The organism is Arthrobacter psychrochitiniphilus (assembly GCF_003185915.1).
In the GTDB taxonomy this organism is placed as follows: domain Bacteria; phylum Actinomycetota; class Actinomycetes; order Actinomycetales; family Micrococcaceae; genus Specibacter; species Specibacter psychrochitiniphilus.
The window spans coordinates 224,789-238,187 of the sequence record NZ_QHLZ01000004.1; the positions used below are offsets into that span (position 1 = coordinate 224,789).

At 61.0% G+C, this 13,399-nt stretch carries 13 protein-coding genes; 8 read left to right on the forward strand and 5 right to left on the reverse strand.

The window, feature by feature from the left end:
* Both CVS29_RS08230 and CVS29_RS08235 read right to left on the reverse strand, forming a co-directional pair.
* Complete coding sequence (locus tag CVS29_RS08230) at positions 1 to 963, reverse strand: 1-phosphofructokinase family hexose kinase (RefSeq protein ID WP_110105844.1); 963 nt, start codon at positions 961 to 963, stop codon at positions 1 to 3.
* Positions 960 to 1,748 (reverse strand): DeoR/GlpR family DNA-binding transcription regulator, encoded by a 789-nt coding sequence (locus CVS29_RS08235; RefSeq protein ID WP_110105845.1) that lies wholly within the window; start codon positions 1,746 to 1,748, stop codon positions 960 to 962. The genes CVS29_RS08230 and CVS29_RS08235 overlap by 4 nt, the downstream gene beginning before the upstream one ends.
* 247 nt (positions 1,749 to 1,995) lie before the next feature.
* Here CVS29_RS08235 and CVS29_RS08240 point away from each other — a divergent pair, with 247 nt between their 5' ends.
* Both CVS29_RS08240 and CVS29_RS08245 read left to right on the forward strand, forming a co-directional pair.
* Entirely contained in the window at positions 1,996 to 2,637 is a 642-nt protein-coding gene (locus CVS29_RS08240; RefSeq protein WP_110105846.1) for an alpha/beta hydrolase, read from the forward strand.
* A gap of 203 nt (positions 2,638 to 2,840) precedes the next feature.
* Positions 2,841 to 3,824, forward strand: coding sequence for a hypothetical protein (locus CVS29_RS08245; protein WP_179442495.1), 984 nt, complete (start codon positions 2,841 to 2,843; stop codon positions 3,822 to 3,824).
* A 31-nt stretch (positions 3,825 to 3,855) separates the two neighbouring features.
* Here the strand turns inward: CVS29_RS08245 and CVS29_RS08250 are convergent, their stop codons facing one another.
* Entirely contained in the window at positions 3,856 to 5,139 is a 1,284-nt protein-coding gene (locus CVS29_RS08250; protein WP_110105847.1) for a DUF445 domain-containing protein, read from the reverse strand.
* 23 nt (positions 5,140 to 5,162) lie between these two features.
* Here CVS29_RS08250 and CVS29_RS08255 point away from each other — a divergent pair, with 23 nt between their 5' ends.
* The 4 genes from CVS29_RS08255 (at position 5,163) to CVS29_RS08270 (ending at position 9,007) form a co-directional block, all read left to right on the forward strand.
* The gene (locus tag CVS29_RS08255) at positions 5,163 to 5,990 is read left to right on the forward strand and encodes a glycerophosphodiester phosphodiesterase (protein ID WP_110105848.1); all 828 of its coding nucleotides are present in this window, start codon (positions 5,163 to 5,165) and stop codon (positions 5,988 to 5,990) included.
* Positions 5,991 to 6,051: 61 nt separating this feature from the next.
* Entirely contained in the window at positions 6,052 to 7,896 is a 1,845-nt protein-coding gene (locus CVS29_RS08260; protein WP_110105849.1) for a glycoside hydrolase family 15 protein, read from the forward strand.
* On the forward strand, positions 7,893 to 8,699 hold the full coding sequence (locus tag CVS29_RS08265; protein ID WP_110105850.1) for an AzlC family ABC transporter permease: 807 nt from the start codon (positions 7,893 to 7,895) through the stop codon (positions 8,697 to 8,699). Before CVS29_RS08260 ends, CVS29_RS08265 begins: the two co-directional genes overlap by 4 nt.
* The gene (locus CVS29_RS08270; RefSeq protein WP_110105851.1) at positions 8,696 to 9,007 is read left to right on the forward strand and encodes an AzlD domain-containing protein; all 312 of its coding nucleotides are present in this window, start codon (positions 8,696 to 8,698) and stop codon (positions 9,005 to 9,007) included. Before CVS29_RS08265 ends, CVS29_RS08270 begins: the two co-directional genes overlap by 4 nt.
* Here CVS29_RS08270 and CVS29_RS08275 read toward each other — a convergent pair.
* Positions 8,984 to 9,697, reverse strand: a complete 714-nt coding sequence (locus CVS29_RS08275; protein ID WP_110105852.1) for a DUF5684 domain-containing protein — start codon at positions 9,695 to 9,697, stop codon at positions 8,984 to 8,986. The two genes, CVS29_RS08270 and CVS29_RS08275, sit on opposite strands and share 24 nt — an antisense overlap.
* Positions 9,698 to 9,794: 97 nt before the next feature.
* Here CVS29_RS08275 and CVS29_RS08280 point away from each other — a divergent pair, with 97 nt between their 5' ends.
* Entirely contained in the window at positions 9,795 to 10,127 is a 333-nt protein-coding gene (locus CVS29_RS08280; RefSeq protein ID WP_110105853.1) for a thiamine-binding protein, read from the forward strand.
* 45 nt (positions 10,128 to 10,172) lie between these two features.
* Here CVS29_RS08280 and CVS29_RS08285 read toward each other — a convergent pair whose 3' ends face one another.
* Positions 10,173 to 10,835 (reverse strand): TetR/AcrR family transcriptional regulator, encoded by a 663-nt coding sequence (locus CVS29_RS08285; RefSeq protein WP_146213021.1) that lies wholly within the window; start codon positions 10,833 to 10,835, stop codon positions 10,173 to 10,175.
* A 210-nt stretch (positions 10,836 to 11,045) separates the two neighbouring features.
* Between CVS29_RS08285 and CVS29_RS08290 the strand changes: the two genes are divergently transcribed.
* Positions 11,046 to 13,322, forward strand: a complete 2,277-nt coding sequence (locus CVS29_RS08290; RefSeq protein WP_179442493.1) for an ABC transporter permease — start codon at positions 11,046 to 11,048, stop codon at positions 13,320 to 13,322.
* Positions 13,323 to 13,399: the final 77 nt, after the last annotated feature.

Below are 13,399 nucleotides of genomic sequence, written 5' to 3' on the forward strand. Positions count from 1 at the left end.
TCAGCTCTCTTCGGCTGGGGCCTGGACCGTCACGATGACGGCGGCCGGGTTGGTTTGTGCCAGGGAAGGAACCATGGTTCCGGGGAGGGAAGCTGCGGCCGCGCCATGGGCCACCGCTTGCTGCAGGCAGGCGCCGGGGGAGTCCCCGCGGAGCGTTGCCAGCAGGTATCCGGAGAGGGCAGAGTCGCCCGCACCGACAGTGCTTCGTGCTTTGATGGCTGGAGATTTACCATGCCAGGCACCCGAACTGGTGGCCAGCACCGCGCCTTTGGAGCCGAGCGTGGCCAGGACGGCGCCTACTCCGTGCCGGAGCAGGAGATTGGCTGCCGCGGTGGCGGCAGCCGGATCAGCCTCCAACGCGGGGCCGGTGGAAATACCCGTCAGTTCGGCCAATTCTTCGCCGTTGGGCTTGAGTAGATCGGGTGCGGCACGCAGGCATTCGCGCAGCGGGGCACCCGAGGAATCCACAGCAATCCGAGGTGCCTGCGCACCATAGGCGCCACGCACCGCCTCAATCACGCGGGCATAGAAGTTATCCGGAACGCCTGGCGGGAGCGAGCCGGCCAGCACCAGCCAGGAAGCGCCGTCGGACTTCTCCACAGTGAGCGCAAGCAGGTCTGCCAGCTGCCCCTCGGTGAGCGTGGGGCCGGGCTCGTTGACCTTGGTGGTGGTGCCGTCGGGCTCGGTGATGGCCACGTTGCTGCGCAGGGGCGCCCCGATGGGCAGCGAAAGGTGCGGGATGCTCTCCAGGCTCAGAGCGCGCACAACGGCGTCATCCGAGTCCCCGGGCAGCAGTGCCAGCGCCTCGATTCCGGAGGTGGTGAGGGCGCGGACAATGTTCACGCCCTTGCCGCCCGGATGTTGAGAGGCTTGTGTGGCGCGCTGGACCTCGCCGCGATGCAGCGGGCCCGCGAGCTCAATGGTGCGGTCCAGGCTGGGGTTGGGGGTCAGGGTGAGAATCATGCGATCACGACCTCAACGCCGGCGCCGGCCAGGGCGGCTGCGAGCTCAGCGTCAGGTTCCGCCGTAGTGATGAGAGTGTCGATGTCCTCCAATGTGGCAAAGCGGACCAATGTTTCGGTACCGATTTTGGAGGCGTCTGCCAGGACCACTACTTTCCGGCCCGCCTTGACCATGGCGGTCTTGGTGGCTGCTTCTACGGGGTCCGGGGTGCTCAAACCGAATTCGGGGTGGATGCCATTGGTGCCGATGAACGCGATGTCCGGACGCAGGGCGCCAAGTTGTTCGGTGGCGCGGGCTCCAACTACTGCGCTGGTCAGCCCGCGCACCCGGCCTCCGATAATGTCCAACAGCAGGTGGGAGTTGGTGCTCAGGGACGCGGCCGTGGGTAGGGAGTTGGTGATCACCAGCAGCTCGTCGCGGGTGTTGGCAGGGACCCAGCTGGCCAGGAGTTCAGCTAACGCGGCGGTGGTGGTGCCGGAATCGAGCAGGATTGACGCTGTTGGGGCGTGGGGAATCATGGCAAGGGCGGCCGTGGCGATGCGCTGCTTCTCATCCAGATACTGGGTTTGGCGTTCACGCAGGCTCTGCTCGGAGCGGGTGAAGCGGTCGGTGCCGACAGCGCCTCCATGGACGCGGCGCAGCCCGCCCGTTTCTTCCAGCGTGGCAAGGTCGCGGCGCACGGTCTCCTGGGTGATGGAAAACTGTTCGGCGAGTTCGGTGACGCCAACGCGGCCCTGAGTGCTGACGAGTTCGATGATTCGCTGGTGCCGTTCCTCCGCGAACATGTGGCTTCCTTCCGATGTCAGTGACCGGAGTCACAAGATGTTGTTTCAGATGACTTTATCTGTGTTTATCTTTGAAAGTCAAGGTAAAACCAACATAAACAAAGAAAGTTTGGATTGAGGTGGGGTGTTCCACCATTCATCCGGGAGAAAAGGTCGCTTTGAACCACCAAAGCGACCTTTTCTCCCGGATGGATTTGATTCACGGATTGGGCGGGCGGATTGGGCGGCGGGCCGGTAGTCTGGCGCCATGGAAACTGTTGCGTGGTCCCGCCCGGAAGGTGACCGAGCGGGCAAGCCGCTGCTGCTCATGTTGCACGGCTACGGATCCGATGAATCCCGCATGAGTGCACTCTTCAAGGACATGCCACAGGGTTTTGTGTGTGCAGCGCCACGGGCATCACGGAAGATTTCAGGTGACTGGGGCTGGTTCTTGCTGGATTACTTTCTGGCCAACGACTTTGCCGAAGTGATGGGTGCCGCCACGAAGTTGCTGGGATGGCTGGATGCGCAATTGCTCCAGCACCGCTTCAGCTCGGTGTCCGTGCTGGGTTTCTCACAGGGCATGGCCATGGCAACCATGCTGATCAGGCTGCGCCCGGACCTGTTCACAACCGGTGTGGGCCTGTCCGGCTTTGCCCTGCACAATGAGCTCCTGGCAACCATGGAACCGTTGACCACAAAGATCCCGTTCTTCTGGGCGTACGGGGACAAGGATCTTGTCATCAATGCCCAGGCCAAGGAGTTCACGGCCGGGTGGCTGGCCGCCAACACTGAGCTGCAGCAGGCCCGTTATGAGGACCTGGGGCACACCATCCGCCATGATGAGCTCGGGGATGTGGCCTCGTTTTTGACCGCTAATGTGCAAGGTTCTTTTGTGCCCAAGGCGTAGTTGAGAAGACCTCAGGCGGTGGGCTGTGTGGCCGGGTTATTCCGCTTGGGTGCGGTGATAACTGGCCTATTGGAAGCACGACGTCGGCACCTCCCTGGCGCTCGCAGGCTAGGCGCCCTGTCTGCTCACCTCATACACGTTCCCTGAGGCGGCGCTCAGGAATGCCGGATACCATTTAATAACAAACAGGGCAGGGGAGTTTCATGACACGTAAAGATCTCAACCATGTGGGGATGAATGCCGCGCAAGGGTTCACCGCAGATTCAGGGTTCACCAGTAATGCGGCACAGTCTAACCCAGCGGTGAAGATGGTGGCGGGAGTGGCGTTCGATGAGAAGGGTAACCCGACCCCTGTCTTGCACCGGCTGTTGCTAAGTGCTGTAGAGGTGCAACGGCCCTTGGTGCTGGCGAATCTGCGCCGCCTGCGCAGGCGCTACCCCTATGCCACCTCATTTGAACTGAGTCAGCGCTTGGAGCGTGACTTCCTCGCAAGTGTAGGTACGGGCGGAGCGGCCATCGGGGCCACGGCCATCATTCCTGGATTCGGCACGGTGGTGGCACTGTCCATTTCCGCAGCGGCAACCGTGGTGTTTCTCGAGGCCACGGCTCTCTACGCACAGTCGGTGGCCGAGTTGCACGGGGTGCGTCTTGCAAACCCGGAGAGTGCACAGCTGGCCGTCATGACTATCATCTTGGGTGATGAGGGCCAGGCCCTGCTGGCGGGTTTGACCGGCCACGCGCTCGGCACTGGCAAAACACCCATGCAGGCCTGGGGGAAATCGTTGAGCAAAAATATGCCGCTGGCCACTCTAAGGACACTCGTGGCGCCGGTGCAAAAGCGGTTCCTGAAGAAGATGGCGGTCAAGGGCAGTGCTTCCATTGTGGGGAAAGCCTTGCCGTTTGGCATCGGTGCCGCGGTGGGCGGCGTGGGCAACTACATGATGGGCAAGGCTGTCATCGCCTCCGCCAACCGCGCCTTCGGTCCGGCGCCGTTGGAGATCCCGCCGCTATTGCTGGCTGAACTTGAGGCCGCGAAAACGGCTAAGCCCGTGAAAGCGGGTAAGTCAGCAAAGCCCGTGAAGCCCGGGAAGCGAGTGAAGCCCGGGAAGCGAGTGAAGCCCAAGAAGGCAGGGAAGACGCATGGAATTGATGTGCCCGTGCCCGAATTTAGGCCGCACAAGCCCTGAACTGACGCCCGTAAGAACTGACGCGCGAGCGTCAGTGGAACACGAGCGTCGCAATGGTGAAGATCGCCAGACCTGCCAGGGATCCCACTACGGTGCCGTTGATGCGGATGAACTGCAGATCCTTGCCCACCTGAAGTTCGATCTTCTGGCTGGTTTCCGCTGCGTCCCAACGCTCCACCGTTTCAGTGATCAGAGAGGTGATTTCATGCTTGTATGTGCCCACGAGATAGGCTGCCGCGTCTGAAATCCATTTGTTGGCCTTGGCAGCCAGTTCCGTATCTGAGACCAGGCGGGCACCAAAGTCCTGAACTGCGGAGGTGAACTTCAGGCGCAGCTCGGACGTGGGATCCTCCACCGCATCAGTTAGTGCAGCCTTGAGCGTTTCCCAGGTGCGCCCGGCCAGCTCCCGCACTTCCGGGTCTCCCAGAACCTGGGCCTTGATGCCCTCGGCCTTGGCGATCATGGCCGGATCGTGTTGGAGTTCCTGGGCCAAATCCTTCAAATAATCGTCCAGTTTCAGGCGGACCTCGTGGTGCGGATCCTCCTGTACGGCAAGGGCAAACTTGTGGATTTCGGTGTAAATTTTATCTCCCACCAGGCCGTCCACAAATTGTGGCACCCAACTAGGTGAACGGGTCGAAACCAGTCCACTGATGGTGGTGTGGTTGCTTTTGATCCATGCGGTGGAGCGGTCCACCAGAAGATCGACCAGGGAGTGGTGGTGGCCGTCTGCAAAGATCCGTTCCGCGAGCTTGCCAATGGGCGGGCCCCACGGCGGCTCCAGGACATGCTTGCGCACCATGGATTCGATGACGTCCCTGACGTCGTCGTCCTTCAAAACGGCAATCGCCCCGCGCATCGCGGCCGCGCCCTCGGTGGCCACCCGCTGGGCACTTTCTGGCCTTGCCAGCCACGTCCCCACCTTCTGGGCAATCTGGGTCTTGGCCAGCTTCTGGGACACCACTTCCTCGGACAGGAAGTTGGTTTCCACAAATTCCGCCAGGGAAGAACCAATCTCGTCCTTGCGGTTGGGGATGATGGCCGTGTGCGGGATCTTCAGGCCCATGGGATAACGGAAGAGTGCCGTCACCGCAAACCAGTCGGCCAGGGCACCCACCATGCCGCCCTCGGCCGCGGACCTGACATAGGCCAGCCAGGGGAAGCGTGGCGCCAGGGCAAAGGCAAAGCAAAACACCACCGCCATGAATACCAACAATGCCAAAGCGATGTTCTTCATGCGCCGCAGCGCTGCCGCCTTGGCAATATCCGGGTGCGGTGAGAGGCCGGTCGGGTCAAGCTGTTGTGTCGAAGCCATGACAGTAAGCGTAGCGTGAGGCCATGACAGCTATGATCTTCGCCCACCGCGGATCCAGTGCCGCCTATGCCGAGCACACCCGCGCCGCCTACCTGCAAGCCATCGCCGACGGCGCCGACGGCGTGGAGTGCGATCTTCACCTCACCGCGGACGGTGCCCTGGTGCTCCTCCACGACGAAGACATCAGCCGCACCTCCAACAGTTCCGGGGCTGTGGCGAAGATGACACTGGCCCAGCTGCGCGCCGTGGATTTCAGTTCCTGGCACGGCTCCGCGATCCCGCCCGAATTTGGTACTACGGCCGAACAGTTGCTGACGCTGGCCGAACTGCTGGACATTCTCAGCACGGCTTCCCGTCCCATGAGTCTCGCCATTGAATTCAAATACGGCGGCCACTTTGACCCGGCGCTGGTTGAGGCGGCGCTGGACACCCTGCGCGGCCGCGGCTGGAGCCCGGAGACCTCCACGGTGGTACACAGTGTGGGACACGCGGTGGGAGAAATTGAGGTCTCCTTCATGTCCTTTCACCCCGAGGCAGTGCTGTTCTTGGCCCAGCATGTGGCCGCGGAGAAACTGTGTGCACTTCTTGAAGTTGTTGGACCCGAGGACCGCCTTCAGTGGCAACGCCAGCAGTTGGTGGACGACGGCGTTGCCCTCCTCGCCGGACCCGGCGTTCAGTACCTGCGCACTCACCTAGGTGACGTTGCCCGCTGGCTGGCCGTGGGACGTACCCTGCGGGTGTGGACGGTTGACAGTGCCCAGGACCTGGAACTTTGCCTTGGTGCTGGCGTCACCCAACTGACAAGCAATAAGCCCCGGGCGCTCCGGGAGATGCTCACGGAGCGGCACTAATACAGACTGCCTTTACAGACGGCCTTGACGTTTTGGGCACGCCATGTGATTGCATGGAACAATGGCATCGAGAATTGAAGACTACGCCCTCCTATCAGACCTGCACACAGGCGCCCTAGTGGGCCGCGATGGGAGCATTGACTGGCTGTGCTTTCCCCGTTTTGATTCACCTTCTGTGTTCACTGCACTGTTGGGAACCAGCGACCATGGCCGCTGGCTGATGGCCCCATCCCACCCCGAGGCGACGGTGGCGCACCGCCGCTACGTTGGCCGGACCTTTGTGCTTGAAACGGTGTGGGAAACCCCAACGGGGACGGCAAAAATCACTGATTTTATGCCGATCGGGGACAGGCGGGCGTCCCTTGTGCGCCGTATTGAAGGAATTAGCGGCAGTGTGGAATTTCAGCAGAACATCACTATCCGCCCGGGCTACGGCAAGGTGTTGCCATGGGTGCGCAGGGTTAAGAATGCGGATGGTTCCGAAGGAATTGTGGGCGTTGCAGGACCTGATGCATTGGTACTGCGAGGAGATGAGCTGCCGCACGCGGCCCATCGCGAACACGCAGGAAAGTTCACGGTTCAGGCCGGGGCCAGGGTTGAGCAGGAATTGGTTTGGTACCCCTCCCACCGGCCGGAACCGCGCCCCATTGATACGGACGCCGCACTGACTGCGACCTGCAGGTACTGGGATGACTGGGCTGCGCGCTACAACCACGACGGAAAATATGCGGGAATCGTAGAGCGTTCCTTGCTGGTGTTGCGTGCCCTGACACATCAGGACACCGGCGGTATTGTGGCTGCGCCCACTACCTCACTGCCGGAAGAGTTCGGTGGTGCACGGAACTGGGACTACCGTTTTTGCTGGCTGCGCGATGCGGCTCTCACGCTTGAAGCCATGCTGACCCACGGTTACGCGGAAGAGGCGCTGAAATGGCGTGACTGGTTGTTGCGGGCCGTGGCGGGCGATCCGGAAGACCTGCAAATCATGTACGGGCTGTCAGGAGAGCGGAACCTGCCCGAAGGTGTTCTGGACCATTTGCCCGGCTATGAGGGCGCAGCGCCGGTGCGCATTGGTAACGGCGCCGTGGGGCAGTACCAGGCCGATGTTGTGGGCGAAGTGCTCGTGTCGTTGGAAAAGCTTCGGCTTGCCGGTGGGCACGAGGACCACTTCTCGTGGCCATTGCAACAGGCCATGCTGGGTTTTGTAGAGAATCACCTTTCCTCTCGTGACCATGGCATCTGGGAGATGCGCGGGGATTTGTCCTACTTCACACATTCGCGGGTGATGATGTGGGCCGCTTTTGACTGTGCTGTCCGGGCCGTGCGCAACCACGGACTGGCTGGCCATGTTGAACGCTGGGAAGAGTTGCGTGAGCAATTGCGGGCCGAGATCATGGAACACGGCTTCAACAAGGAACTGAACACTTTTACCCAAACGTACGGCGGAACCACCACGGATGCTTCCTTGCTGGTGCTTCCCCAGGTGGGATTTGTGGGTTACGGCTCCCCGGAAATGCTGGGCACGGTGGCCGCCTTGGAATCTGAGCTCGTGGATGAGCACGGGCTGATTATGCGCTACCAGACCACCTCCGGCATTGACGGTTTGGAACCTGGCGAACACCCGTTCTTGGCCTGCTCCTTCTGGCTTGTGGAACAGTACGCACACACCGGACGCCGCCCGGAAGCCGTGGTCCTCATGGACACCCTTGTGGGCCTGGCGAATGAGGTAGGCCTGCTCAGTGAGGAGTATGACATGGGGCGTGGCCGCATGGCCGGAAACTTCCCCCAAGCCTTCTCCCATCTGGCACTGGTCCGGGCAGCTGATGCCTTGCACGGCACAGAACACCTGAGTCTGTCTACTGAGCCCATTGACACGAACACCATGCCTATCATCATTTCCCAGTGAGCGTCAGAGGGCTAGCTGCGGAGCTGAAAGGCTCCCCGGCTGCGAAAATTGGCGCCTCAATTGCCATTGCAACAGGCTTGTACGGGGTGTCCTTTGGTGCTCTTTCCGTTGCATCCGGGCTGAGCTTTTTCCAGACCATGGTGCTGAGCCTGCTGCTGTTCAGCGGCGGCTCGCAATTTGCCTTCATCGGTGTGATTGCCGGCGGCGGATCCGGTGTGGCCGCCATGAGCACCTCCGCCCTTTTGGGTATCCGCAACGGTGTTTATGGCATGCAGATCAACGCCCTTCTGCATCCTTCCGGATGGCGCCGCCTTGCGGCCGCACACGTCACCATTGACGAATCAAGCGCCACGGCAACGGGACAAACAGACCCAGATGAGCAAAAACGTGGTTTCTGGGTAGCCGGGCTGGGCATTTTTATTCTGTGGAACATCATGACAGCGGTGGGCGCAGTGATTGGCAACGCCCTGGGTGATCCCAAGCAATGGGGGCTTGACGGTGCTGCCGTGGCAGCGTTCCTGGGCCTGCTCTGGCCGCGAATAAAGGCAATCCAGCCGGCTGCGATCGCCGTGGTGTGCGCCCTCGTGACCCTGCTGGCGGTACCGTTCGTGCCACCGGGCGTCCCCATCTTAGTGGCCGCCCTGGTGGCCGGGATCATTGGTTGGTTCCGCAGAGGAGGCACCCCGTCCCATGCTCCAGGTCATATTGACGACGGTCTGGAACCTAATATTGAGCCTTACCGGCACAGCCCCGGACCCAGCAGCGAGCACAGCACGCCCGGCACGGACGGGGGCCAGCCATGAATCTGTGGTTTTGGGTGCTGGTGGCCGCGGTTGTGGGGTATTTGACAAAGCTGCTGGGTTACCTGGTCCCGGCGAAGGTGCTCGCCAATCCGCGGATGTCGCGGGTGGCAGGAACGTTGACCATTGGCCTGTTGGCCTCCCTGACGGTTGTTAACGCCGCAGCCAGCGGCGCCTCCGTTGTGGTGGATGCCAGGATCGGCGCCCTCGTGGCGGCCGCAATTGCGCTTTGGTGCAAGGCGCCATTTCTCGTGGTGGTCCTCGCCGGGGCCGGGGCCGCCGCCGGGCTACGGCTGCTGGGCTGGCCCTGAGCCGAACGGGTTCTGCGCAGGATCCTGCTGGTTGGGACCCGCCGGCTGGCCATCCGGTGCAGCGGGGTAGGGTGCTGCGGGGTATTGGGCGTTCGGATCCTGCGGGTTGGGATACTGCTGCTGGCCGTATTGCGCTGGCGGGTACTGTGCGTTCGGGTATTGCTGGCCGGGGGCGGCCGCGTACTGCTGCTGGACAAATTGCTGCTGCCCGTAGTACATGGCTTGCTGCTTCTGATCGGCGCTTAGGTACGACGGTCCGCGGTACGCGGCATCACCATAGGAGAGAATGGCGGCAAAAACAACGGGTAAGAGGACCAGACCCACCGTGAAACCGGTATCCTTGCCGAAAGACTTGGACATGTCATTCATAATGACAATCATCATGTAGATGTTGAAATACGGGATGAAGAGGAACCAGAAATGGGATTCTGGGCGCCCTACCATCTTCACCATGATCCAGCTGTTGTAGAAGGGCACGAACGCCTTCCATTTGGCATACCCGGCCTTGTTGAAAACTCCTGCCCAAGCGAATCCGGTGACCAGCCAGGCAACCACAAAGATGAGCGCGTAGATGCCCATCAGGGCCATGAAGAAGGCCGCGAATGCGGCGGAATCCATGGTGGTGTTGTAGTTGTAGTCGTAGGGGTCCGGGGCAGGGGCCAGCGGAAGTGCAAAAAGAGTGGGAAGCATTTTAGCTACTTTATCTGGAACCCGTGCATACGCCAATGGGGTGGACTGCCCATAATAGAAGCAGCACCCGTAAACACAACCCATCAAGGAGATTCTCATGATTGTGGCTTTTTCAGTGGCACCCAGCGGCACACCCCTTGACGCACCGGCCGGCACCGGTGATGACGCATCCGTTCACACTGCGGTGGCGGCGGCCGTGAAAGTGGTTCGCGAATCAGGCCTGCCCAACCGGACAAGTTCCATGTTCACCGAAATTGAAGGTGAATGGGATGAGGTCATGGAGGTTATCAAGCGCGCTACCGAGGCTGTGGGCCGTTATGGTTCGCGGGTCTCCCTGGTGCTCAAAGCAGATATTCGCCCCGGCCATACTGGCGAACTCGACGGCAAGGTGAGCCGGCTGGAAGGGGCCTTGGACGGGATCGGTCAGTAACGCCGGCTACCCGGTTCAGGTGCGGCTGGTTTAGGACAGCCCGGTTCAGATCAGGCTGGGAATGGTTGGCGGGCTCAGGAAATCCTCGCTGTGTGTCACCGGCGCCGCCAACATTCCCGCCCCTGCATCAATAAGGAAATAGCCCACGGACGTCCAGTTGCCGTGCTGTGTACCCGCCTGCAACGCAGCCTCAAATTCGGCACAAATGCCCAACGCCAAATGTCCCAGCACGCTGGCCCGTGCCCGCAAAATGGGCTGCGAAATATTACTCAAACTATCGCGCATGCGAAGGAATAGCTCATCGAAGCCGTCGTTCGTTTCGAAGGACGACGCCAGTACTTTCGCTGCGGATGGGACCGAACGCACCTGGTAGAGGAATTGTGCACGCCAACTTGGCTGTGGCATAGCGGCGAGTTGTTCCACCCACGGCAATATTCGGCAGGCAATCACCTCCCGTAGCCCTGCGTCCTCGGGCAGGTCTGCCAGAAGTTCGTTGCGCCGCCCTTGCATGCTGTGCAGGTGGCGTTCAAGCAGTGCTCGGATCAATTCATCCCGGTTGCCGAAGTGGTAGGCCACGGCCGAATGGTTATGGGTCCCCACATGCTCGGCAATCTTTCGGTTTGAGACGGCATCCACCCCGTGAATGGCAAAAAGTTCCTCGGCGGCATCTAGCAGTGCCTCGCGCGCCTTGTCTCCGTGATGTCCCATGATGCCCACTTTCTTTCAACTCACCACCGTACCGTGGCCGGGTGCCGCTGTGATGCTGCACTCGTCTTATTCCTTTTTACGCCACGTGGCGTAAAGTGGTTAAATACGACCGTCGGCACGAGATGTGCCAACAGCGCCAGGCCGCTTTCGGGCACATTTTCTGGCAAGACGGGGCACCACGTAACTTTAGCCAGCACCAGGAGTATGAACTTGAGCAGCAACTCAGAGAACCCAAGCGAGCCAACGCCGGGCAATGAACCCACCGTGTACGGGAAAAACGCTGCGGCCACAGCGCCCGTCACGAAGCATGACCCAGTGGCCTCAAACCCAGTGGCCTCAAACACGGAGGCGGAGAGCGTACCCGGTGCGCCAATTTCTGCAGCCGGGGTGAGCGCAGAAGAGGCAGAGGCGGCTGCGCGCAAGCGCGCCAAGGCTGAAACCATTGGACGCTACGTGGCCATGTTTATGATGCCGCTGATCATGGTGGGAATGATGGTTGGCGGTTATCTGGCCGCCATGCACTCCCCGGCACCGAACAACATGCCCATTGCAATTGCCGGAGCCCCAGCCGCCGCGGGGGCGTTTGCCCAGACGCTGGAAACAACAGATCCGGATGCCGTGGATGTCCGCACAGTTGCCAGTGCCCAAGAAGCACGCAGGCAAGTTGTGAGCCGTGAGGTTAGTGCCGCCGTCGTTATTGAAAACGGCAAGGCCACCCTGTACACGGCCGGTTCCGCCGGAGCCTCGCAGGCCACAACGGTGACTGGGCTCCTTGCCCCGCAAATCATGGCTCAAGGACTGCAGCTACAGGCGCAGGACCTCGCGCCGCTTCCGGACACTGATAAGTCCGGGCTGGGGGCCATGTTCATGACCACCGCGCTCATCATGGCCGGATACCTGCCATTTAGCCTGACGCTGTCCAATTCCCCGGAATTGCTGCGTAAGCGCCGTGCTGTGCCTTTGCTGGCAGGCTGGGCGGCACTTGTTTCCGGGTTGGTGTGGGCTGTGACCGGTCCGATTCTAGGGGTGGTGCAAGGACATGCATGGGCTGTGCTGGGAATTTGCTGGCTCGGTGTCTTTGCCGTCGGTGCGGTGCAGTTGCTATTCACTCGACTTCTGGGGCCCTTGGCCATCATCGTAGCCATGCTCCTTCTGATGGTGCTGGGCGTACCAGCCTCCAACATGGGCCTATCCGTGCACACCATGCCCGGCTTCTACGCATTCCTGCACTCTTTCCTGCCCACGCCTGCACTGGGTGAGGCGCTGCGTTCGGTCATGTACTTTGACGGTGTAGGAGTGGCACCTTACCTTATTGTCCTTGCGATCGGGGCGGTCGTAGCGTTACTGCTGACCTTCGGATATGACGTGTACAAGTCCCGCAAGCACCCCAATGCTCCCGAGCCGTTCGTTGCCGTGCAATCCCTGCATGGTGGCAAGCGCCCCAAATCACGTTTCTGGCGCTACACCGCGCTGCTGTTCTTCCCGTTCGCCATGGTGGCCATGATGATTTCCTTCATGCTCGGCGCCATGGGGGAGCCCACGCCGCGCGATATGCCTGTTGCCATTGTCGGTGCCACAGCTGAGGCCAGCCAAGAGGCAGTGAACCAGCTCGACACCAATATGGCGGGACTCTTTGATTTGCGTGCTGTGGACTCTGAGAACGAGGCCCGCGCCTTGGTGCACGATCGCCAGGTCACGGCTGCACTGGTACTGCCTTCGGCACAGGACAGCTCAGCGTTGCTGCTGACCAATGAGGCCGCAGGATCCAGTGCCCAGCAGCTTGTCACCACCATCTTCGGGCAGGTAGCTGCTGGCCAGGACATGACGCTGAACGTTGAAAACACGGCGCCGCTGACAGATGGCGACAGTGCTGGAACAGTCCCCATGTACATGGCGATGGGCTGGATGATGGCGGGATTCTTGATCATCGTTGTTGGCGCCAACGCAGCACCCGCCTCACGGGCGCTGCGTAAACTCATACCGATCGTGGCCGCCTGGTCAGTGTTCATGTCTGCAGTGCTCTATCTGATTGCAGGGCCCATGGTTGGGGCCATTCACGGTCACTTCTGGCCACTGTTCGGAATAGGCATTGTGGCCATCTTTGCCATGGCCATGGTTGCAGCAGTTTTTGAGCGACTCATCGGGATGCTCTCCATCTTGCCGGTGGTTGCCATTCTCATGTTTGTCGGTATCCCCGCCTCGGGAGGGGCGCTGTCCATCTACATGCAGCCGGAAATTTTCCGGACGCTCCATGACATTTTGCCGATGCCGGCAGCTGTTGAAGCTGTCCGCTCCGTCATGTACTTTGGCGGCGACGTAGTGGGCGGGGCGCTGCTCAACTTTGGCATCTGGGGAGTTCTATCGTTGGGGTTGGTGGTTGTGATTGACCGCTTCAAACCGTTGAACACCGGTACCCACTCCCCGTTGAACGAAGAGACTTCGCCCACGGCGCAGGTGGAGCGCGAGCGAGAACTGCTCGCAGTCTAACGAGTGACCCATGCCGGCGGCGGGCGGAAGTTCCAACTGTGCTGCCGGCATGGGCAACCGGCCCAGGGCCGGACTGT

What these genes read in the sequence shown, in the direction of transcription:
- CVS29_RS08250 (WP_110105847.1), bottom strand. Translation starts at nt 5,139, where the DNA reads ATGGCTTCGACACAACAGCTTGACCCGACCGGCCTCTCACCGCACCCG.
- CVS29_RS08275 (WP_110105852.1), bottom strand. Translation starts at nt 9,697, where the DNA reads ATGCTTCCCACTCTTTTTGCACTTCCGCTGGCCCCTGCCCCGGACCCC.
- CVS29_RS08280 (WP_110105853.1), top strand. Translation starts at nt 9,795, where the DNA reads ATGATTGTGGCTTTTTCAGTGGCACCCAGCGGCACACCCCTTGACGCA.
- CVS29_RS08235 (WP_110105845.1), bottom strand. Translation starts at nt 1,748, where the DNA reads ATGTTCGCGGAGGAACGGCACCAGCGAATCATCGAACTCGTCAGCACT.
- CVS29_RS08255 (WP_110105848.1), top strand. Translation starts at nt 5,163, where the DNA reads ATGACAGCTATGATCTTCGCCCACCGCGGATCCAGTGCCGCCTATGCC.
- CVS29_RS08245 (WP_179442495.1), top strand. Translation starts at nt 2,841, where the DNA reads ATGACACGTAAAGATCTCAACCATGTGGGGATGAATGCCGCGCAAGGG.
- CVS29_RS08270 (WP_110105851.1), top strand. Translation starts at nt 8,696, where the DNA reads ATGAATCTGTGGTTTTGGGTGCTGGTGGCCGCGGTTGTGGGGTATTTG.
- CVS29_RS08285 (WP_146213021.1), bottom strand. Translation starts at nt 10,835, where the DNA reads ATGGGACATCACGGAGACAAGGCGCGCGAGGCACTGCTAGATGCCGCC.
- CVS29_RS08260 (WP_110105849.1), top strand. Translation starts at nt 6,052, where the DNA reads ATGGCATCGAGAATTGAAGACTACGCCCTCCTATCAGACCTGCACACA.
- CVS29_RS08240 (WP_110105846.1), top strand. Translation starts at nt 1,996, where the DNA reads ATGGAAACTGTTGCGTGGTCCCGCCCGGAAGGTGACCGAGCGGGCAAG.
- CVS29_RS08230 (WP_110105844.1), bottom strand. Translation starts at nt 963, where the DNA reads ATGATTCTCACCCTGACCCCCAACCCCAGCCTGGACCGCACCATTGAG.